The organism is Streptomyces sp. AgN23 (genome assembly GCF_001598115.1).
Taxonomy (GTDB): Bacteria; Actinomycetota; Actinomycetes; order Streptomycetales; family Streptomycetaceae; genus Streptomyces; species Streptomyces antimycoticus.
Genome location: NZ_CP007153.1, coordinates 10,122,829 through 10,144,129 on the forward strand (window position 1 = coordinate 10,122,829; position 21,301 = coordinate 10,144,129).

Annotated in this window: 16 protein-coding genes and 4 pseudogenes; 11 read left to right on the forward strand and 9 right to left on the reverse strand. The window is 70.2% G+C overall.

Annotated features, from left to right (window positions below; translation table 11 throughout):
- Positions 1-2: 2 nt before the first annotated feature.
- A complete protein-coding gene (locus tag AS97_RS43135; protein WP_236669828.1) occupies positions 3-1,022 on the reverse strand; it encodes a GlxA family transcriptional regulator in 1,020 nt (339 codons plus the stop codon).
- Complete coding sequence (locus AS97_RS43140; protein WP_059146612.1) at positions 1,010-1,657, reverse strand: HD domain-containing protein; 648 nt, start codon at positions 1,655-1,657, stop codon at positions 1,010-1,012. The genes AS97_RS43135 and AS97_RS43140 overlap by 13 nt, the downstream gene beginning before the upstream one ends.
- A 242-nt stretch (positions 1,658-1,899) precedes the next feature.
- Between AS97_RS43140 and AS97_RS43145 the strand changes: the two genes are divergently transcribed.
- Positions 1,900-2,496 carry an Lrp/AsnC family transcriptional regulator gene (locus tag AS97_RS43145; RefSeq protein ID WP_247204679.1) on the forward strand — a complete coding sequence of 199 codons (597 nt, stop codon included), beginning with the start codon at positions 1,900-1,902 and terminating at the stop codon, positions 2,494-2,496.
- A gap of 15 nt (positions 2,497-2,511) precedes the next feature.
- Here AS97_RS43145 and AS97_RS43150 read toward each other — a convergent pair whose 3' ends face one another.
- From AS97_RS43150 to AS97_RS43160, 3 genes and pseudogenes are all read right to left on the reverse strand, one after another.
- Positions 2,512-3,963, reverse strand: a complete 1,452-nt coding sequence (locus tag AS97_RS43150; RefSeq protein WP_210566816.1) for a carboxylesterase family protein — start codon at positions 3,961-3,963, stop codon at positions 2,512-2,514.
- A gap of 202 nt (positions 3,964-4,165) precedes the next feature.
- Entirely contained in the window at positions 4,166-5,137 is a 972-nt protein-coding gene (gene speB / locus AS97_RS43155) for an agmatinase (protein ID WP_210567409.1), read from the reverse strand.
- A gap of 597 nt (positions 5,138-5,734) precedes the next feature.
- Positions 5,735-6,007, reverse strand: a pseudogene (locus tag AS97_RS43160) (hypothetical protein); the annotation flags it as partial.
- 137 nt (positions 6,008-6,144) lie between these two features.
- Here AS97_RS43160 and AS97_RS43165 point away from each other — a divergent pair.
- Positions 6,145-6,537 (forward strand): hypothetical protein, encoded by a 393-nt coding sequence (locus tag AS97_RS43165; protein ID WP_210566817.1) that lies wholly within the window; start codon positions 6,145-6,147, stop codon positions 6,535-6,537.
- A pseudogene (locus tag AS97_RS43170) lies at positions 6,531-6,756 on the forward strand (LamG-like jellyroll fold domain-containing protein); the annotation flags it as partial. The gene AS97_RS43165 and the pseudogene AS97_RS43170, both read left to right, overlap by 7 nt.
- 85 nt (positions 6,757-6,841) lie before the next feature.
- Here the strand turns inward: AS97_RS43170 and AS97_RS43175 are convergent.
- The 3 genes from AS97_RS43175 to AS97_RS43185 all read right to left on the reverse strand — a co-directional run bounded on the left by AS97_RS43175 (position 6,842) and on the right by AS97_RS43185 (position 9,191).
- Positions 6,842-7,135 carry a hypothetical protein gene (locus AS97_RS43175; protein ID WP_143670275.1) on the reverse strand — a complete coding sequence of 98 codons (294 nt, stop codon included), beginning with the start codon at positions 7,133-7,135 and terminating at the stop codon, positions 6,842-6,844.
- Positions 7,136-8,346: 1,211 nt separating this feature from the next.
- Entirely contained in the window at positions 8,347-8,709 is a 363-nt protein-coding gene (locus AS97_RS43180) for a DoxX family protein (protein ID WP_125756164.1), read from the reverse strand.
- Positions 8,706-9,191 carry a cupin domain-containing protein gene (locus AS97_RS43185; RefSeq protein ID WP_125756180.1) on the reverse strand — a complete coding sequence of 162 codons (486 nt, stop codon included), beginning with the start codon at positions 9,189-9,191 and terminating at the stop codon, positions 8,706-8,708. The genes AS97_RS43180 and AS97_RS43185 overlap by 4 nt, the downstream gene beginning before the upstream one ends.
- Before the next feature lie 109 nt (positions 9,192-9,300).
- Between AS97_RS43185 and AS97_RS43190 the strand changes: the two genes are divergently transcribed.
- Positions 9,301-10,152: a LysR substrate-binding domain-containing protein gene (locus tag AS97_RS43190; RefSeq protein WP_210566818.1), complete on the forward strand. Its 852-nt coding sequence runs from the start codon at positions 9,301-9,303 to the stop codon at positions 10,150-10,152.
- Between the two features lie 47 nt (positions 10,153-10,199).
- Here AS97_RS43190 and AS97_RS43195 read toward each other — a convergent pair whose 3' ends face one another.
- Complete coding sequence (locus AS97_RS43195; RefSeq protein ID WP_210566819.1) at positions 10,200-12,335, reverse strand: alpha-galactosidase; 2,136 nt, start codon at positions 12,333-12,335, stop codon at positions 10,200-10,202.
- A gap of 230 nt (positions 12,336-12,565) precedes the next feature.
- Here AS97_RS43195 and AS97_RS43200 point away from each other — a divergent pair, with 230 nt between their 5' ends.
- The 7 genes and pseudogenes from AS97_RS43200 (at position 12,566) to AS97_RS43230 (ending at position 21,114) form a co-directional block, all read left to right on the forward strand.
- Entirely contained in the window at positions 12,566-13,777 is a 1,212-nt protein-coding gene (locus AS97_RS43200; protein WP_210566820.1) for an ROK family transcriptional regulator, read from the forward strand.
- 329 nt (positions 13,778-14,106) lie between these two features.
- Positions 14,107-15,936 (forward strand): CBM35 domain-containing protein, encoded by a 1,830-nt coding sequence (locus AS97_RS43205; protein WP_059144352.1) that lies wholly within the window; start codon positions 14,107-14,109, stop codon positions 15,934-15,936.
- Between the two features lie 59 nt (positions 15,937-15,995).
- The gene (locus AS97_RS43210) at positions 15,996-18,437 is read left to right on the forward strand and encodes a glycoside hydrolase N-terminal domain-containing protein (protein WP_247204680.1); all 2,442 of its coding nucleotides are present in this window, start codon (positions 15,996-15,998) and stop codon (positions 18,435-18,437) included.
- Positions 18,434-19,648: an SGNH/GDSL hydrolase family protein gene (locus tag AS97_RS43215; protein WP_210566821.1), complete on the forward strand. Its 1,215-nt coding sequence runs from the start codon at positions 18,434-18,436 to the stop codon at positions 19,646-19,648. Before AS97_RS43210 ends, AS97_RS43215 begins: the two co-directional genes overlap by 4 nt.
- 209 nt (positions 19,649-19,857) lie before the next feature.
- Positions 19,858-20,103 (forward strand): annotated as a pseudogene (locus AS97_RS43220) (ABC transporter ATP-binding protein); the annotation flags it as partial.
- A 41-nt stretch (positions 20,104-20,144) separates the two neighbouring features.
- Positions 20,145-20,588, forward strand: a pseudogene (locus AS97_RS43225) (ABC transporter permease); the annotation flags it as partial.
- A gap of 88 nt (positions 20,589-20,676) precedes the next feature.
- Positions 20,677-21,114: a hypothetical protein gene (locus AS97_RS43230; RefSeq protein WP_210566822.1), complete on the forward strand. Its 438-nt coding sequence runs from the start codon at positions 20,677-20,679 to the stop codon at positions 21,112-21,114.
- Positions 21,115-21,301: the final 187 nt, after the last annotated feature.

The following is a 21,301-nucleotide window of genomic DNA, read 5'->3' on the forward strand; positions in this document are numbered from 1 at the left end:
GGCTACCCGGCCGCGAGACGGGGTGCGCCGACGGTGCTGCGGAAACGCGCGCGGTAGACCGTCGGAGAGACCCCGAGGGTGTGCTGGAACACCCGCCGCAGCGACTCCGAGGAGCCGAACCCCGCCTGCCGCGCCACCTCCTCGACCGTGCCGGTGCCGTCCGCGAGAAGCGCCTGGGCGGCCTCGACGCGGACGGCTTCGACATAGCGGCCGGGCGTGATGCCGACCTCGGTGCGGAACAGCCGCTCCAGGTGGCGGGCGCTCACGCCGCCCGAGGCGGCCAGCGTGGCCCGCGTGTGGCACCCCGCGGGGTCCGCGGTGACGCGGTCCATCACCCGGCGCACCGCCGGGTGCCGTGGCTGACGCGGGGCCAGCCGCGCGCTGAACTGCGCCTGCCCGCCCGGGCGGGCCATGAAGACCACCAGTTGCCGGGCCACGTTGCGGGCCACCTCCGCTCCCCAGTCCTCCTCGACCAGGGACAGCGAGAGGTCGATTCCCGCGGTGATGCCGGCCGATGTGGCCACATGGCCGTCCCGGACGAAGACGGGATTGCCGTCCACGCGCACCTGGGGGTAGGCGGTGGCCAGCTGCGCTGCCAGCTCCCAGTGCGTGGCGGCGCGGCGGCCGTCCAGGATGCCGGCCTCGGCCAGTACGAAGGCTCCCGCGCACACGGACGCCACGCGCTTGGCCCGCACCGACAGCCGGGTCACGAGCCCGACCAGGTCGGTGTCGGCCACGGCCGAGCGCCAGTCCCTCCTCCCCGGGACCAGCAGGGTGCCCAGGCGCGATGGCAGCGTGCCGGGCGCGCCGTCAGCGCCGATCACGAGCCCGGAGGAGGTGGTCACGGCGTCACCGGCGAGGGAGACGACCCGTACGTCGTAGTCGGCGCCGTAGTGGTTGGCCGTGGTGAAGACCTCCACGGGGCCGGTGACATCCAGCAGCTGCACCCCGTCGAACGCGACGATCACGACGGTGCGTCCGCCACGGGACGCCGGTGACGCCCGCCGCGCTATTCCGTCCACGGCGAATCCAGGATCGTCCGGACGAAGTTCCCCCGCTCGAAGCCGGGGACGAAATGCTCCAGCACATCCGCCTTGACGTTGCCGAACGTGGTCTGCGGCTTGGGGCGGATGCCATCGGCGAACGCCCGCAGAATCCTGTTCTTGAAGTCGGGGCGCGGATGCAGCGCCACGACCGCCGCCCGGTCCTCAGCGGAGAGATCCTCATACCCGATGCCGAGCACGTCGTACTCGACACCGGCCGTCACCAGCGCCACTTCCGGTTCCATGAACTCCGGAACCCCGGGAGTGGTGTGCAGGGCGATCGCCGTCCAGACCCGGCGGATGCTGTCCTCGGGTACGCCATGGGCCTGCAGAAACCGCTTCGCCTCGGCCGCGCTGTCCACCTCGAAACGGCGGCCACTGCCATGGAACGCCTCGTTCAGGCCCACGTCGTGGAACATCGCCCCCAGGTACAGCAGCTCCGGGTCGAAGCTCAGATCGCGCCGGTGGCCCTGCAGGCTGCCGAAGAAGTACACCCGACGTGAATGGTGATAGACGAGCTCGCTCGTCGTGTCCCGAATCAGCTCCGTGGCCTCGCGCGCCAGCGTCGTGCCCGGCACCTTCACGCCTGCCGCGACAGCAGTGTCAGTCGTCATGTGTCCGCTCTCCGTGTGCGTAGCAGTACGCCCCTGTGGGGCACTGTCCACAGCCTCGCGTGGCGGACGGCCCACCTGCCATGACGATAGCGCCCTGTATCCCACGGATAGCGACAGGAAACGCCGGTGGTGGCCCGGCGTCGGCCGCTCCCCGGGTACACGTCGTACGACACCGCAGACCGGCCTGTCCCGGTCACCGGATAGAGTCGAATCGAGAAAAGAGGAACATCGAGGGCCTTCTCATGCAGAAAGTACGCCACGACCTCGATGCCACGGACCGGCGGATCACGGCCGTTCTGCTGGCCCTGGAGCGCGGGACTGCTGACCCGGGAGGAGTCCGGACACCTGTGGCCGAGCGCCGATCCCGCGCCCGAACCCTTCTCCCGCTCCCGGAAGACGAAGCGCTCATCGACGCGTTGGTGGAAGACTCCCGGATGACCTATGGAGAGCTGGCCCATCGCACGGGCCGGACTCCACGGGCCGTACGGCGCCGTCTGGACGCCCTGGTGGAGACGCATGGCGTGCGGCTGGCCACCGAAGTCGATCTGGCCCTGCTGGGGGTGCACGCCGAGGCGCTGCTGTGGATCACCGCGGATCCGGGGGCGCTGGAGGAGACCGGGCAGATCCTCAGCAGGCATCCGCAGGTGCGCTTCACCGCCGCCACGACGGGTTCGAGCAGTCTGCTGGTGGCGGTGGCCGCCACCGATCTGAGCGCGCTGTATGTGTTTCTGACCGGCACGGTGGGGGCCTTGCCGCACATCTCCGGTATTGAGGTGGCCCCCATTCTCTCCGGCGTCAAGCGAACCGGCCTGGTACGTCCCGCGTCGATTTCCGTGTGAGGGGCCCCGTGAGCCTCAGCCGAAGTGCCGGATCCGTGCGGTGGCCTCGGGTGCGTACGGAGGCCAGTCGACCGGAGTGCCGCCGGCGATGAACGCGGTGACAGCTGTGGCGAAGGCCCGGCCCATCGCCCGCTCGGCGTCGGAGGGGCTCCCCAGCATCGGACTGTCGGGGTAGCTGTCGAAGGTGTCGAAGAGGAAGGGCAGTTCACCGCAGTGCGTGGCGCCGAGATGGCCGGGGTCATGGGCGGGACGGTAGTCGAACTGGTAGACGTACGTGGCATTGCCACCCGCGGCATGGTGGTCGGCCATCCGCAGGGCGCCGTCGCGGAACAGCTCATCGGTCTGCAGTGCGGTGAAGACCTGGGCGGAGGTCGCGTGCGGAAGCCTGTCGGCGTACCGCTGGTAGACCTCCGGCGCCTCGTGGCCGAGCCGGCTGGCCAGGAGGTCGACGGCGCCCTCCCGGGTGAGCGACTGGATGCGCGGCTCGAAGGCGAAGAAGGCGGTCATCTCCTCCTGGGCGGTGCCGATCAGCAGGGCCTTGCCGGCCGGCGCCCCGTCCACGAGCGCGTCCTGCCAGGCCCGTGGCATACCGGCGCCGCCGAGAACCGGGTACATCGGAGGGGCGATATTGCCCGGGCGTGCGAGCCGGACCGCCAGCTCGCCGTAGGCGGACAGAAGACGCTCGACGGGAAGCGAGCGCAGCACCTGCCCGGGCTCCGCGCCTCGCGGGATGTCCAGCAGCCGCTGGTACTCCTCGGCGGCCTCGGCTGCCTGCTCCGGACTCTGCGGCTCAAGGCCCCAAGGGCCGCTCTGCAGGAGCACACGGTCGACGAGCCCCCCGGTCGCCGGATCCAGGGCCAGCGACAGGGCCGAGTACGCACCGGCCGACTGCCCGCCGACCGTCACGGCTCGGGAGTCGCCGCCGAAGGAGGCGATGTTGTCGCGTACCCAGCGCAGCACGGCGGCCTGGTCCTGAGAGCCGAGGTTGTCGGCGCCGATCCGCGGGAGATACAGATAGCCGAGCGGCCCCAGCCGGTAGTTGGCGGTCACGACCACCACATTGCCGACCTCCGCGAGGCGGGCTCCGTCGTACCAGTCCCACCCGCCCGAGCCACTGCTGAAACCGCCGCCGTGGAACCAGACCAGAACCGGACGGGGGGCCTTCTCCTCCAGCGCGGGCCGCGGAGCCCACACGTTCAGGGTGAGGCAACCGTCCTCGGCCCAGTCGGGCCTGCGCGTCCCCATGACCCGTTCCAGCCGGGACGGCGCCTGAGGCACAGCCGGTCCCGGCCGCACCGCTTCCCGTACGCCCGTCCACCCCGGGTGGGTGTGCGGGGCCGCGAAGCGCGCCGCGCCCACCGGTGAGGCGGCGTAGGGGATTCCCCGAAAGGACACCACCGCACCCTCGTCAGAGCCCCGGAGCTTGCCCCGGTCCGTGGCCACGACCTGGTCCGCCAGGTTCGTCATCGACTCCACCTCTCTCGCATCGCCGACGTTCTGGTCTCGTTCTATGTCGGCCTGCGCGGAGGAGCCAGAAGAGCGGGTGAAAGCGAGGAATCGCAGACAAATGATCTCCGGATCAGCCGAAAGTGCGACGTACGGTACGCACCCGTGCCACGTCAGCCTGGCTGACGTGGCATCGGCGAAACGTGGGACGGGTGGCGGCGGTCTACGACTGCTCGTTCTTCTCGAGCCAGCGGAAGAAGGCGATCTGCCGGGACATGACGGAGATCAGCTCGTAGGCGGTGTGCGAGGCGGCCACGGAGGTGATCTCGGCGTGGTCGTACGCCGGGGCGACCTCGACCAGGTCGGCGGAGACCAGATGGCAATCGCTGAGCCCGCGCACGATCTCCAGGAGTTCCCGCGAGGTGAGGCCGCCCGCCTCGGGGGTGCCGGTGCCGGGGGCGTGTGCGGGATCCAGGACGTCTATGTCCACGGATATGTAGAGCGGCCGCTTGCCGATGCGCTCCTTGAGCTGCTGCACCACCTCGTCCACCCCGCGCCGCATCACATCGGCCGAGGTGACGATCCCGAAGCCCAGTTTGGTGTCCTCGTCCAGGTCTTCCTTGCTGTACAGCGAGCCGCGGGTGCCGACGTGTGAGAGCGCGGAGGTGTCCAGGAGGCCCTCCTCGGCCGCGCGGCGGAACGGCGTTCCATGGGTGTACTGGGCGCCGAAGTAGGAGTCCCAGGTGTCCAGGTGCGCGTCGAAGTGCAGCAGCGCCACCGGGCCGTGCCGGCGGGCCACCGAGCGCAGGATCGGCAGTGCGATGGTGTGGTCGCCGCCCAGCGTCATCAGCTGCGCGCCCGTGGACAGCAGAGCGTCCGCTCCCTCCTCGATGCTCTCGACGGCCGCGTCGATGTTGTGCGGATTGGCCGTGATGTCACCGGCGTCCGCCACCTGGGTGTAGTGAAACGGGTATACGTCCTGGGCCGGGTTGTAGGGGCGCAGTTGGCGCGATGCCTCCCGGACGGCGTTCGAGCCGAAGCGGGCGCCCGGCCGGTAGGAGACACCCGCGTCGAACGGCACCCCGACCACGGCGATATCCGCGGTGCCGACCTGGTCCAGACGGGGGACACGGCCGAAGGTCGCCGGGCCCGTGAAGTGCAGGGTGGCATCGGTCTCATGGGGCGGAACGGGCATTGAAATGTCGGGAGGGTTCGCGGTCATGCGTGCTGAGTCCTTCTTCTGTGGGGGGAATGTTCCGTGGGGGGAATGCCGGCCTGGTCGAGGCCGTGTTATGTGGTTGATGAAACAGCCCGTGGGTGAACGGGGAAGGGCGCTCACCTGGCTCCGCGGCAGTCCTGCGCGCATCGCCAGGTGGCCCGCTCGGCGCCCAGGGATCGCGGACGCACGAAGCGGTCGTCAGTCGGTACTCCCGCGGGGGAAGGAGTGCCGCGCCTAGGACATGTGGCGGAGGGGCCGGGGGCCGGCCATGGGGCCCGGGATTCCCGGATCCGAGAAGCCCGTTCCAGGAAACCCCCGGTCAGTGGGTCTTCGGCTCTCCGCGGCGAGGCAGCGGCGCCCGCGACAGCCGCTCACTGGGCGCCGTCCCGGCGTTCGCTCACTCGTCACACCCCTTGTGGTCCGCCGCCTCGCGGCACGATGCGGGCAGCCCAGCACACAACCGCTGGCCTCTGCACGTACCTCGGTCATGTCCGATCGTAGAACCGGCAGTTGCAGCCCTCCCACCCGGCCTCTGATGACTGCTCGCGCCGGGCGAACGAGCGGTTGGACGCGCTACCCGTTACGGGCCTCCAGGCGGGCCACGATCCCCTTCGACGTCGGTTGGTTGCTGATCTCGGCCACGCTGTCGAGCGGCACCAGGACGTTGGTCTCGGGGTAGTACGTGGCGGCGCAGCCGGGTGTGGTCGGATACGGGACCACCTCGAAGTCCTCCGCGCGGCGCTCCACATCGTCGGACCACACGCCCACGAGGTCGGCGAACTGCCCCTAGACCAGGCCGAGTTCGGTCATGTCCGCCGGATTGACCAGTACCATCCTGCGCCGTCCCCCTGATCGAGTTCAGCGAGTCCAGCCCGTGGGCGCGAGGCGGATAGAAGCCGAACTCGCGCCTGGTGCAGATCGTCCAGGCTCACCGTGCCCTTGCCGGTGCCCAACGTCTCGTGCAGCGCGAAGCCACTGGACTCATGGCACATATTGCTGCGGTCGGGCAGGTTGTTGATGCCGAAGGCGCTGGCGAATCTCCGAGCCGCCCGGCCGCCCGCGGCCGGGCCGCCGAGGCCGCGAAGATCCGCCGCACCTGCCTGGGGCAGTCCGAGGCCACCGCCGCCGGCGCGGAGGCCGCGGCCGCGAAGCAACCGCCCGCCGCCCGGTACCGCGAGCTCTTCGCCCCCGGCCAGGCGACCAAGACCTGGTTCGGCGTCATCTTCTTCAGCGCCCAGGTGCTGCCCTACTTCGCGATCTACCCCTTCATGCCGCAGGTCCTGGCCACCTTGCAGATCTCCGGCGCCGACACCCAGAACCTGGTGCTCAACCTGGCCCTGCTGCTCGGCGGCGTGATCGGACTGAGCTGCCGCTGAACACCTGGTGGCATGGGGGCGGTGGTGAACGACGGACGACACACCACGCTGTATGTGAACGGCTGCCCGGTGGCGCGCGATCCCTCGACCCCGGCGACCGGCCTCACCACCCTCGGGCTGCTCCGGCTGCTGGGCGGCTATGAGTACGGCGGGAAGATCGACCAGATCATGCATGGCTGGATCGGCGACGTCCGCCTCGTGGACCGGGCCCTCCCGGTCCACGACTTCAATGTCCTCCCGACCAAGGGCTCCGGGGGCTCCAGCGGCCCTTCTGGGCCTTCCTGGAGCCCCTGGAGCCCAGGGCTCAGTGCGTCAGGGTGTACCAGCCGGCGCTGCCCAGCGTGACGCACACGGCCCCGGCCCACCGCAGCGCTTTGGGCGAGACGAGGAGGGCGAACCTGACGTGCTCGTCGACGTTGACCTCAAGCCGTCGCTGATGCCGGCGGCCTCGGTCGGGTGCGGAAGGGGTGTCGTGGTCGGGTGCGGAAGGGGTGCCGTGGTCTCCACCGTTGGCCGGGTGCTGGTCGGCCGCGACAGGAGGATGGCTCTCATCGCGGCCGTCACCGGTTCCACCGGGGCCGAGACGTGCTTCGGCCATACGGGTATCTCCTTGGTCTTCGGGGCCCGCGGTGACGTGCCGGGGCCTGTCTGGTGAGGGATTGACGGGGTGTCCGGCTCCAACTGCCAGGAAGGGTGGAACACCACGTCGGGACGTACGCCTGCTCGTCGACAGGTGTCGTGTAGTTAACGCAGCCACGTCCCCATACGCAACTAAACCCGCAGTAACCGCTGACCCGGCGTCAGCCAGTTTCTGTCGGAGGGAGGCTCTACAATCCGGCTGCGCGCAGCGGACATTGAGTGGCTTATCTCCTATTGCCGACCATAGCGACTAAACTTACCGGCGAGTATTTCGCAAGTTTGCGATAGGGAGCGCGCATAAATTCACTTAACGCGCCAGTTGAGCCCCCGTCGGTATGGCCAACGCCACACTCCGGGAGACGACGAAGCACCCGAAGCCGGACCTACCCGCGCATCACCGCAGAGATTTCGCATAAGCCCTGCGTCCGGTGTGCGAACAAGGGTGTTTCGCGGGGGTTTTCAGGCCACGAGGCCGATCGGCCGCTCTATTCGCGTCTTGGCTCGAGGGGTACGCGCAGTCTGCCCGATGTCCGCTCATTGCCGCTCGGTTTGGCAGTTTCCTGCAGGTCGGCTAAGTGATTGCCCGGACGGACTATCCATGCTGGACGCAACGATGAGATCGCGAATGCAAATTCGACGCGAACGGCCACGATGAAGCGATGGACAAAAGCTGTCATGGCCGGAAACCGCCGCCCCTCCCTTCCTGGCAGTTGGAGCAGGGGCGGCGGCCCTCACCAGACGTGGAGCACCACGCCTGCTCTTCTTCATCGTTGACCGCGCGGATCTGTGGACAGCGTCGCTGTTCCGACCTCCGCCCAGTCAACGACCGGATCGAGGATAGTGTTCTTCTGTAGGGTTCGGATGCACAACGAGGGTGAAGTTTGTGTTATTCGCACCACTGTTTCGGCTGTTCAGAAATATGAAAATCTGCGGCCGCGATCCCGATCTCTGAGGGCGTTCTGATAGCGGAACCTCCGATCCTGCCGGTACAACGAGGTGCCGCCCGGTAAGGATGTGGGCGGTTTGCGCCACGGCTCCGATGTGACATGGGCCAGCCGTTGTCCGAAAGCCCGGCAGTGCGGGCCGCCGTCCAATACCCGGCCCAATTCGGCGCGGCGGCCTTGAGCGAGCGCCGCGGTACGGCTCATCGTCCGCCGGCCTCGCCCGAAGTCACAGCCATGTCGTCGCCGGCCAGATGGCCACGGCCGCGGCGATGAGCAGCGTGATGTTGAGAGCGACCTGGCGGTCTCCGCGGCTCAGATGGACCCTGGTCGCGCCGGTCTGGAGGACCACGAACCCGATGGCCGCGGCCAGGGCCAGCCAGGGCGCGATGCCGGTCAGCGGCGGGAGGATCAGCCCGATCGCGCCCAGCACTTCGATCACCCCGATGGCCCTGACGGCCGGCATCGGTGTGGTGTCCACCCAGGCCATCATCGGCCGGAGCCGCTCACGGCTCCGGACCACCTTCACCCCGCCCCCGTAGAGGTAGAAGAGGGCGAGCAGGCCGGCGACGGTCCAATAGGCGACGTTCACGACGCCGACTCCGTCCTCTGATCGAAGTCGGTGGCGGGCTCGGTGGCGTAACGGCGCATCACCTCAATGTTCGCCTGCGGGGTCAGCGCCTGGCCGCCGGCGATCATGTCCTGCAGGTCCCGGAAGTACCGCACATACAGGTCCGGTGTGAACGTGCTGAGCATGACGGCCGGTTGGCCGGTCGTGTTGGCGAAGGTGTGCGGGGCTCCGGGCGGGACCATCACGAGCGTGCCCGCGGTCGCGTCGTAGTCCTGTTCTCCTACCGTGAACCGCACCGTGCCGGAGATGATGTAGAAACCCTCGTCGTGCTGGGCGTGGCGGTGCTGCGGCGGTCCGGGCGTGTGCGGCGCGAGGACGGACTCGGCGAGCCCGATGCGGTGCCCGGTGTTGCTGCCGTCTTCGAGGATGCGCAGTCGCGTGGTGCCCAGGACGATCGTCTCGCCGTCGCCCGGGCCGACCACCGATACGGCGGGGTCGGCCATTGGCTCACTGGTCTTCGGTTCATCAGTCACGCTTCGATTCCAGTGCCAGGGCCGGCGACTGTCTAAGACCCATGCTGCGCTGTCGATACCGTACGGGTATCGTCCCACCATGGAGCTACGGATACTGCGCTATTTCGTGGCGGTCGCCGAGGAACTCCACTTCGGCCGGGCGGCCGTTCGGCTGCATATGAGCCAACCGCCACTGAGCCGGGCGATCAAACAGCTGGAGACCGAGCTCGGTGCCGCGCTGTTCCGCCGATCGTCCGCCGGTGTCGCGCTCACTGCGGTGGGGGCGGTGCTGCTGGACGAGGCGCGCGCCCTGCTCGACCAGGCCGACCGGGTACGCGCACGCGTGGCCGCGGCGGCCGGCGCCGCCACCATCACCGTGGGCCTCCTGGCCGACAGCTCCGACCCGGGCGCGACCCGGCTGGCCGGCGCCTACAACCGGCGGCACCCGGGCGTCGAGGTCCACATCCGCGAGACCGACCTGACCGATCCCACCTGCGGGCTGCACGCCGGACTGGTCGACATCGCCCTGACCCGCGGGCCGTTCGACGAGACCGGCCTGACCGTGCACGAGCTGCGCACCGACCCGGTGGGCGCGCTGCTGCGCGCCGACGATCCGCTGGCCCGCCGCGCCAGCCTGAAACTGGCCGACCTCGCCGACCGCCGCTGGTTCCGTTTCCCGGCAGGCACCGACCCCCTCTGGCAGGCGTACTGGAACGGCGGGGAACCTCGCCAGGGCCCGGTGGTGCGCGGCGTCCAGGAATGCCTGCAAGCCGTTCTGTGGAACGGCACGGTGGGCATGACCCTGGTGGACCACGAACCGGCGGCGGGGCTCGCCGTGGTGCCGCTGATCGACATGCCGCCGAGCCGTGTGGTGGCGGCGTGGAACGAGGACGACACGAGTCCACTGATCCGTTCCTTCGTCCAGATCGCCATCGCCGCCTACCGCGACTGACTCACCGGCGGGTCACCGACTACGGCCGGTGCGACACACCGGCGGTGTCAGGCAGCGTCCTGTTCCATCCTGACCAGGTGTACGGCTGTGCTGGCCCAGTCGCCGGGCCGGAGGTCCGGGTGGAATCCGTACGCGGCGAGCACGGTGGCATGGTGCACCTCACCGGTGCGGGTGTCGCGGTAGCGGGCGCCGGGGGTGAGCCCGCGCAGCCGCACCGGCGGCCGCAGGACTCCGTGGCGCGGGCCGCGCTGCCAGGCCAGTACCAGGGTCTCGGCGCCGTCCTCGGCGGTGTACTGCACCACGGTCGGCAGCTCGCCGTGCGGCCCGGACAGCCGGTACAGGGCGCCGTGCTGGACGAGGTGGCGCACCCGCTTGTACTCGGCCACCAACTCGGCGCCTTCGGCGAGTTCCTCCTCCGACCAGCGGGTCAGATCGCCGCCGATGCCCAGCAGCCCGCACATGGCCACGTGGAAGCGGAACCGCAACGGCACGGTGCGGGAGGTGAGTTGATGGGGCACGTCGGTCACCCACGCGGACATCGTGCGCGCCGGGTGGAGCTGACCGAAGCCGTGCTGGATGACCAGACGGTCGACCGCGTCGGTGTTGTCCGACACCCACGCCTGGTCCGTACGGGTGAGGATGCCCAGATCGACGCGTCCGCCACCGCCGCTGCAGGTCTCGATGCGCAGCCCGGCATGGTCGGCCCGCAGCCGGTCCAGGACGCCGTACAGCTTGGCCACATAGCCCGTCCACAGCCGGTCGTTGCCGTCCGGGGGGCCGGGCCAGCCGGCCTCGCTGAGGGCGCGGTTCATGTCCCACTTGAGGAAGTCGATGCCGTGGTCCGCGACCAGCCGGGTCAGCCAGCCGTAGGCCCAGTCGGCGACGTCGTCGCGGGCGAAGTTCAGCACGAGCTGGTTGCGCAGCTCACTGCGGGCCCGGCCGGGGGTGTGCAGAACCCAGTCGGGGTGCGCGCGGTAGAGGTCGCTGTCGGGGTTGACCATTTCCGGCTCAACCCAGATGCCGAAGCGCATGCCCAGGCGGTGCACCGTGTCGGCCAGGGGGCCGAGGCCCTCGGGGAAGCGGTCCTGGGCGGGGGTCCAGTCGCCGAGCCCCGCGTGGTCGCTGCGCCGGGCCCCGAACCAGCCGTCGTCGACGACGTACAGCTCCACCCCCAGCGCGGCGGCCCGCTCGGCCAGCGCCTTCTGGTTCGCCTCGTCCACGTCGAAGCCGGTGGCCTCCCAGGAGTTGTAGAGCACGGGCGCCACCTCATGTCCGTGCGGCAGGACGTGGTTGAGCGTGTACGCGTGCCAGGCCCGGCTCGCCGCGCCGAACCCGCCGTCCGTGAACAGCCCGGCGAACACGGGGGTGATGAATTCCTCGCCCGGCGCGAGCGGCACGCAGGTGCCCTCGTGGCCGACGCCGCCGGAGAACCCGGCGCGTCCGTCCGGTGTGCGCTGGACGGTGAGGCGCCAACTCCCGCTCCAGGCCAGGGCCGCGCCGAAGACCCGGCCGTGCTCCTCGGTCGCGTCGCCCGCGTCCACCATCACCCAGGGAGCGGCGTGGTGGCTGGTGATGCCACGCCGGCTGGTCAGCACGGTCTCCCCGTGCGGCAGGTGTTCGCGGCGCAGCTGACTCTCCGCGGACCACTGACCGGTGACATGACTGAGCCGGTAGTCGGCCGTCGCCGGCAGGGACCAGGCGGCCGAGTCGGCCCGGACCAGGCTGAGGTGCTGGTCACCTTCGTTGCTCAGCACCGTCCAGCGCTCGATGACATCCGTGTCGTCCCGCACCCTGTAGTGGAGGGCGACGCGCAGCGGGTAGTGGCGGTCGCGGAATTCCAGCGAGAGTTCGTGGACGCCGTCGGAGGGCGTGATGACGCGGTGTCCGGCCGGCTGCCATTCGAAGGCGCGGGAGCCGTCCGGGTAGCGGACCTGGAGGGAGGGCGTGCCGTAGCGGGTGCCGCCGTCGACCGGCAGTTCCTCGCCCACCGCGGGCCGTCCCTCGAAGCTGCTGGCCGCCTCCCCGGCGGGCACGACCAGCTCCTCCGTCTCCGGCAGCGTCAGCCGCGGCCCCCAAGCGAGGTGGCAGGGCGCGCCCGTCTCGTCGATGCGCAGGGCGTATGACGTACGGGGAGTGGTCAGCAGCCAGACCCCGGTGTCCGGGGCATGGGAGATCGTCGGCATCGGGCCTCACGTTCGGGAGACGACGGGGGAGCGGCGGGTGCCGCCCGCGGATGCGGGGCGCTCGGTGACGGGGACGAGGATCGCCCCGTAAGCCAACGAGACCTTCGATCGCATGTCAACACCCGCTGTATGGCTGGCTTTGGAGCCGGGGGCAGGGCTCACAGGCAATCCTCAGGAGATTCCTGCTTCTTTCATTGACAGCGGAAAATAAGGGGCCTAGGTTCCCGGCCATGTCCTCGCCCTCTGCCGTCGAGTCGTTCCCCGCGAACACATCGGCCGCCGCGCAGATCTTCACCACGGTCCTGTCCCGGGGCCCGCTCACCCGTAGGGAAGTGGCCCGGCGGGCGGGGCTGTCGGCCGCGGCCGTCACCAAGGCGGTCCGTCCCCTGATCGAGGCCGGCTACCTGGTGGAGGACGTGGACGAGGACGCGCGCCCGGCGCTCGGGCGGCCCGCGAACCTGGTGCGGGTGGACGGCGGCCGTGCGCTGTTCATCGGGGTCAAGGTGACCGGAGACAAGATCATTGGTGTGCTCACCGACCTGTGCTGCCGGATCCTGGTCGCCCGGCACATCCCCCTCGCCGCCCGGGACCCCAAGGCGGTGCTGGGGTCGGCCACCGAACTCGTACGGGAGTTGCTCATCGAAGCGGACGGCCTCGGCGTGCGCGTCGCGGGTCTGGGCATGGCCGTCTCCGGCGACGTGGACCGCGCCGAGGGCGTCGTGCGCTACTCGCCCTTCCTGGAATGGCGCGATGTGCCACTCGCCGAACTCGCGGCCATGACCACGGGGCTGCCGGTCACCGTCGACAACGACGTGCGCGCGCTGACCGTGGCCGAGCAGTGGTTCGGGGCGGGCGTGGGACTGTCCGGCTTCGCCGTCGTGACGGTCGGCGCGGGCATCGGCTGCGGCCTCGTGGTCCACGGCAGGGTGGTCGCCGGGGCCCACGGCGTGGCCGGCGAGATCGGCCACGTCACCGTCGACCCGTCGGGCCCCCGCTGCCACTGCGGCAACCGCGGCTGTGTGGAGGCCATCGCGAGCGACGACGCCATCGTCCGTCAGATGCGCGCGGCCACCAGGATCCAGGTGGCCGACGCGGTCCAGGCCGCCGGACTGGCCCACGACGGCGTCGCCGGCGCGCGGGAGATCTACGCACGGGCGGGCGACGCCATCGGCCGTGGCATCGCCACCGTGGCCAATCTGCTCGGCCCCGAACGCGTGATCATCTCCGGCGAGGGCCTGGCCGCCTACGACCTCTTCGCCGACCACATCCGTGCCGCCTTCGCCGCGGCGGCCTTCGGCTCCGCGGCGCAGTGCGATGTGCGGACCCGGCCGCTGCCCTTCGACGAATGGGCCCGCGGCGCCGCGGCCACCGCCATCCAGTCCTTCATCAGGTCGGACGCGAACCAGTACATACGAGGAGCAGCCATGACGCAGCACGCCTGAAGGGGACCGCGAAACACCGAGAGACACCGTGCCCTCCGCGACCCGCTCCCGCTCCCGTCGCGGACGCGGCGACCACCGCTCCCTCGCGGTCGCCACCACCCGCCGCTGATCGCCCGGCCGGCCGTCATCCGGCCGCCCGCCCCCGCCCCGATCGCGCTGCCGTTCCCCGAATGGCCGCGAGCCCACTACGTCGCCTGCCCCGGCACCCGTTCACCGGCGCACTCACCCTCGGTTCGGGCACGGCCCAGCCATCGCCGCCGTCTCCCCGAACCCCGCCGCGTCCCCCCGCCACCCCCTTCCCCGGACCACACCTCCAGAAGGCAGGACCCATGCGGTCGTCCTCGTACCCCCTCATGCCCGTACGCGGCCTGGGAACCGTCGTCGTCATGGCCCTCGCCGCGGGCTTCGCCACCGCCGTCCCGGCGGCGCAGGCACAGCCCGGCGACAACAAGGCCACTCCGGCATCCCCGGCGAGCCCGGCCACCGCCGCCGCCAAGCCCTATATGGGCTGGACCAGTTGGAGCATGCAGTCATCGAAGTACCCGGGCCTCAACCCGAACGGCGACTACAGCTACCTCACCGAGGCGAACGTCCTCAAGCAGACCGACGCCATGGCCGCCAAGCTGAAGAAGTACGGCTACGAGTACGTCAACATCGACGCGGGCTGGTGGCGCAACTACGCGTGGACGCCCGAGTTCGACGAGTACGGCCGGCAGAAGGCCGATCCGGTGCGCTTCCCCAGCGGTATGAAATCGGTCGCCGACCATATCCACTCCAAGGGTCTGAAGGCCGGTATCTACCTACCCGTCGGCCTGGAGAAGGAGGCGTACGGCGGGGGCAAGGTGCCGATCTGGAAGGCCGAGGGCTGCACCACCGCCGACATCGTCTACGACGACCTGCGCACCACCAACGGCTGGGACAGCGCGTACAAGATTGATTTCTCCCATCCCTGCGCACAGAAGTACATCGACTCCCAGGCTCAGATGTTCGCAGCCTGGGGCTATGACTTCCTCAAGCTCGACGGCGTGGGCCCGGGCTCCTTCAAGAGCGGCGACAACTACAACAACGTCGCCGATGTGGCCGCCTGGCAGAAGGCGATCGCCGCCACCGGCCGCCCCATCCATCTGGAGCTGTCCTGGTCCCTGGACATCGGGCACGCCGCCGACTGGAAGAAGTACTCCCACGGCTGGCGCATCGACACCGATGTCGAGTGCTACTGCAACACGCTCGTCAGCTGGGAAAACTCCGTCGACGACCGCTGGAGTGACGCCCCCGCCTGGACCCGGCACGCCGGCCCCGGCGGCTGGAACGACCTCGACTCCCTCGACGTGGGCAACGGCGAGATGGACGGACTGACCAAGGCCGAGCGGCAGAGCTACGCCACGTTGTGGGCCATCGCCAAGTCCCCGCTCTACACCGGCGACGACCTGACCAGGCTGGACTCCTACGGCCTGTCCCTGCTGACCAACCGCGAGGTCCTCGCCGTCAACCAGAGCGGCAACGCGCCCGCGAAGCCGGTCACCCCGTCCGACCCGCAGCAGGTGTGGGCCGCGAAGAACAGCGACGGCACCTCCACGGTCGCCCTGTTCAACCTCGCCGACAAGCCCGCCTCGGTGACCGCCGACTGGTCGACGCTCGGCTTCACCGGCAAGGCCGCCGTCCGGGATCTGTGGAACCACGAGAGTCTCGGCAGCTACAAGGACAAGATCACCCAGGCCCTGCCCGCCCACGGCTCCCGCCTCTTCACGGTCACCCCGCGCGGCGACGCGCTCACCTGGACCGGCATCGAGGCCGAGTCGTCCGCGAACACCCTCAGCGGCAACGCCTCCGTCGCCGACTGCCCGGCCTGCTCCGACGGCCACAAGGTCGGCAACCTCTACGGCGGCGGCAAGCTGACCCTCAACAACGTGGTCGTCGACAAGGCCGGCACCTACCAGATCAAGGTCGCCTACATCAGCGGCGACGCCCGCTCCGTCGCCGTCTCGGCCAACGGCGGCGGCGCCACGAGCCACGCCTTCCCCTCGACCGGCGACTGGTCCACCGTCAGCAGTGTCCACGTGCCGGTGGCGCTCAAGGCCGGCTCCAACACCATCACCTTCGACAGCGGTTCCGGCTACGCGCCGGACATCGACCGGATCGACGTACCGAAGTCCTCCTGAACTCCCGGGGGCCCGGCCCCGGCCGGGCCCCTCGCCGATCTCAGACGTCTGGAGCCGCCATGGACCCCCGCCCGACCGACGCCGGCAGTGAACCCAGCAGAGAGCCCAGCAGAGCCCCCGGGAGTGACCCCAGCAGAAGAACCGCGCTGTCCCTCGCGGCGACGGCCGGACTCACCGCCGCCCTCGGTGCCCTGCCCGCCTTCACCGCCTCCGCCGCGCCCCGGCGCCCGGCCGACACCCCACCGCTCACCGGCACCTCACCGCTCACCGGCACCTCACCCGACCGGCTGTGGTGGCAGGCCCCCGGCGACGAGGGCTCCCTGATCGAGCAGGGCCTGCCGGTCGGCAACGGCCGCCTCGGCGCCCTCGCGAGCAACGACCCCGGCCGCGAACTCCTGCTGATCACCGACGCCACGATGTGGACCGGCGGCCTCAACGACACCCTCGACGCCGACGGTCAATTCCCCTACGGACGCGACGACTTCGGCTCCTTCACCCTGCTCGCCCGGCTCACCGTGGACATCCCCGACCACGACCTGTCCGGCGTCAACGGCTACCGCCGCAGCCTCGACCTCGCGCAGGGACTGGTCACCAGCTCCTACGTCCGCTCCGGTGTCACCTACCGGCGCCAGGTCTTCGCCAGTCACCCCGACGACGCGATCGTCCTGCACTTCACACAGAGCGGCGGCGGCCACTACACCGGCACCATCACCCTGGGGGGCACCCACGGCGAAAAGCCGTCGAATGCCGAGTCGTTCGGCGCGTCCTTCCCCAACGGGCTGCGGTACGGCGCGGCGGTCACGGCATACGGCAGCGGCGGCCGGGTCCGCGTCAACGGCACACGCGTCGATTTCTCCGGTTGCAAGGACCTCACGGTGGTGGTCAGCGGCGGCACCAACTATGTGCCCGATGCCGCGCGCGAGTACCGCGACCCCTCCCTCGACCCCGAGAAGCTGGCCCGTACGAAGGTCCGCGATGCCGCCCGGCACTCGGCGGACACCCTGCGGCGCACCCATATCGCCGACTACCGCGGCCTGTACGAGAAGTTCAGCCTCTCACTCGGCAGCTCCACGGACGCCCAGCGATCCCTGGACACTTGGCAGCGCCTCACGGCACGCGCCCGGGACGGTGTGCCCGACCCCGAACTGGAGGCCGCCTCCCTCCAGTACAGCCGCTACCTGATGATCTCCGGCTCGCGCGACAGCCTTCCCCTGAACCTCCAGGGCCTGTGGCTGGACGGCAACGACCCGGACTGGATGGGCGACTACCACACCGACATCAACATCCAGATGAACTACTGGATGGCCGACCGGGCGGGTCTGTCCGCGTGCTTCGACGCCTTCGCCGACTACTGCCTCGCCCAGCTTCCGTCCTGGACCGAGCTCACCCACGACCTCTTCAACGACCCGCGCAACCGCTATCGCAACTCCACCGGGAAGGTCGGCGGCTGGGCCGTGGCCTTCTCCACCAACATCCACGGTGGAAGCGGCTGGTGGTGGCATCCCGCGGGCAACGCCTGGCTGAGCAACAGCCTGTACGAGCACTACGAGTACACCCAGTCGCGGGAGTATCTGGCGAAGATCTACCCGCTGCTCAAGGGCGCCTGTGAGTTCTGGGAGGCGCGGCTGCTCACCACCACCCTCCCCGGCACCTCCAAGGAGGTGCTGATCGACGACAGCGACTGGTCGCCCGAACACGGCCCGCAGGACGCCAAGGGCAACACCTATTCCCAGGAGCTGGTGTGGGCCCTGTTCGGTAACTTCGCCGCCGCGGCCGCCGAACTGAAGAAGGACAGCGGCTACGCGGACACGATCAGCTCGCTGCGCGAGAAGCTGTACCTGCCGGAGGTGAGCCCGAAGACCGGATGGCTCCAGGAGTGGATGTCCCCCGACAACCTCGGCGAGACCACCCACCGCCATCTGTCCGCCCTGATCGGCCTGTTCCCCGGCGACCGCATCCGCCCCGACGGCTCCACTCCCCAGGAGATCGTGGACGGGGCCACCGCCCTGCTCACCGCGCGCGGCATGGACAGCTTCGGCTGGGCCAACGCCTGGCGCGCCCTGTGCTGGGCGCGGCTGAAGAACGCCGACAAGGCATACCAGCTCATCGCCAACAACCTCCGCCCCTCCATCGGCGGCAGCAACGGCACCGCGTTCAACCTCTTCGACATCTATGAGGTCGAGAAGGGCCGTGGTATCTTCCAGATCGACGCCAACTTCGGCACCCCGGCCGCCATCAGCGAGATGCTGCTGTACTCCCGCCCCGGCCACCTGGAACTGCTTCCCGCCCTGCCCGACGCCTGGGCCGCCTCCGGCTCGGTGACGGGACTGGCCGCGCGGGGCGGCTTCGTCGTCGATCTGCGCTGGAAGCAGGGGGTGCCGACGTCGGTCCGGATCCACAGCGTCGGCGGCCGCACCACGACGGTGGCCCACGGCGGCTCCTCCCGTACGATCCGCCTGGTGCCTGGCGAGTCCCACACGCTGAACTGGTTCGCCCGATGACGGCCCGCCACGCCGCCCTCGGCGGCGCGGTCGCCGCACTGCTCGCGGCCGCCGCCCTCCACGTCACCCCTGCCGAGGCGGCGGCCGGCCGGCACGACGTCGTCACCTGGGCGGCGAGCGCGGATCGTCTGGGGGACGGGACGCCGGACCGCGGCTACCGGATGGTCGTGCACACCAGCGTTGGCGGCAGCGATCTGCGCATCCGTCTCTCCAACGCCTTCGGCGACCGGCCGCTGACCCTCGACAGCGTCTACGCCGGTGTTCAGAAGTCGGGTGCCGAGCTGAAGCCGGGCAGCAACCGGCGGCTGACCTTCGGTGGCGGGTACTCCGTCACCGTCCCGGCGGGCGGGACCGTGCTCAGCGACGCCCTGCCCGGCGGACTGCCCACCGCGACCAACTTGGTCGTCAGCCTCCACACCCCCGACGCCGCCGGTCCGGCCACAGGGCACGGGATGGCCATGCAGACGTCGTACACGACCCAGGGCGATCACACGGGCGAGGAGAGCGCCACCCCCTGGACGGAGACCACCGGCTCCTGGTTCTACCTCGACGCCGTCACCGTCCGCACGTCCGCCGCCACCGGGGCCGTGGTGGCGCTCGGCGACTCCATCACCGACGGCTGGCAGTCCACCACCGACCTCAACCGCCGCTGGCCCGACTACCTTGCGCGCCGGTTGCAGAAGGCGGCCTCCGACGTCCGGGGAGTGGCGAACGAGGGGATCTCCGGCAACAAGGTCCTCGCCGACGGCGCCGGGCAGAGCGCACTGAACCGGCTCGACCGCGACGTGCTGTCCCTCCCGGGCGTGCGGACCGTGTTCCTCTTCGAGGGGGTCAACGACATCAAGGCGCACACCGGTGTCACCGCCGCGGACATGATCGACGGCTACCGCCAGATCATCGCGCGGGCGCACGCGGCCGGGAAGTGCGTGGTCGGCGCCACCGTGGGCCCCTTCAAGGGCTGGTCCGAATGGGACGCAGCCGCCGAGCGGGTACGCCAGGACGTCAACGCCTTCGTCCGCGGCAGTGGCGAGTTCGACGCGGTCACCGACTTCGACCGCGTCCTGCGCAGCCCCTACGACCCCGAGCGGGTGCTGCCGTTCCTCGACAACGGCGACCATCTGCACCCCAACGACAAGGGCATGCAGGCGATGGCCGACGCCGTCGACCTCACGGCGCTCGACTGCACCGACGGCCCGCGCTCCACGGGCTGAACACGGGCCGATGGCCTCACGGGCTGAACACGGGCCGATGGGCGGCGCCGGGCGCGGCTGGTGGAACGCCGCGCCCGGCCACCCGGCTCGATGGGGTGCGCCGGTCATGCCCCTGCCGTCGCGGAGGACCGGCGCGCCCTTCTCACTGCTCGCCCGGGCGGCGTGCCGGAGGCGGTGGGGGCAGGACCTCGCCCGAGGTGAAGCGGCCCATGGACGAGGCCGATCAGTACTGCGACCGGGTCGCGTCGATGCACCGCGGCCGGATTCACGCACTCGGCACGCCCGGCGAGCAACGCTCCGAGCTGGCCGGCCGCCGCCGGGCGGAGGGCGAGGCCGATCCGAAGCCGACTCTGGAGGACGTCTTCCGGGACGTCGCCGGAAGTGGCCTCGACGAGCAGGGAGGAGATTTCCGCGATGTCCGGAGCACCCGTCGCACCGCGTCCCGGGTCGGCTGATGCCGCAGGGCTCGTCCCGGACGGACGGCCCGATCCGCTGCAAGGCATTCGCCTCCGGGGTGAAGGCGCCGATCCAGGCGGTCGTGGTGATCGTCATCCCGGCGCTGCTCGGGGTGGCGCTGACCTGGAATCCGCTGCGGCTCCTCGGGGTGGCCGTCGCGGTAATCCTGGGCTCGGCCTTCTTCTCCTGCCTGTCGATGACCATCGCCGGGATCGTGCTGACCCGCGACCGGCTGATGGGCATCGGGCAGGCCATCACCATGCGGCTGTTCTTCGGCTCCAACGCGCTGTACCCGGTGGCGCTCATGCCCGGCTGGCTCCAGGCCGTCAGCACCGCCAATCCGCTGAGCTACCAGGTCGACGCGTTGCGCGGACTGCTGTTGGGCACCCCGCACCATCTCGCACTCGACTACGCCGTCCTGTTGCTGGCCGCGGCGGCCGGTATCACGGCGGCCTCCTCGCTGCTGGGACGGCTGGCGCGCTGACCCACTCGGTGTGCGGAGCGCGCCACACCGTACTGTCGCCGGGGCGGCGGTCATCAGCGATGCCTAACGAGGACGAGAGGAACACGCGGTGCGGTACGAGGACGGCTCCCCTTACGCCTACACCCCCGGCATCGGGGTGCCCCAGGGCGTCCAGGCGGTCAATGTCGGGTGGCTGGAGCGGCAGGAGTTTCCCCGCGGTGAGGTGCCGACAGAATTCGTCCACGCCCTCGCGGTCCTCTGTCGGGACAACTCCACCAATCGGATGCGGGGTTGGCAGAGCTGCACCCTCCCGCACCCGGAGGGAAAGCCGCCCTATCCCGTCGTGGTGAACGTCGACGGCACCGAGATCACCCTCGGCAGCGCCGAGATCAGGCTCCTGGCCCGCGACGGCCGGTGGCTCATCGCCCCCAATCTCGTCCTCCACTACGTCACCGCCCACGGCTACCTCCCGCCACGGGAGTTCATCGAGGCGGTGACGGCAAGGCGGGCGATCCCGGAACCGCTCTCCGGAATGCCGCGGTTCTAGCCATTGGGGCCATTGGGGCCATCGGGGCAACCCTGCTTCCTGACGCGACGCGACGCGACGCCGGGGAGACCGGTGCCCGCACCCCGGCATGCGGGTGCGCCGCTGTCGGGCGCATGATGGAGACAACGGAGCAACCGCGGACTGACAGGCGACAGTCCGATGGTCGGGCATGACCGATCGTCCGGAT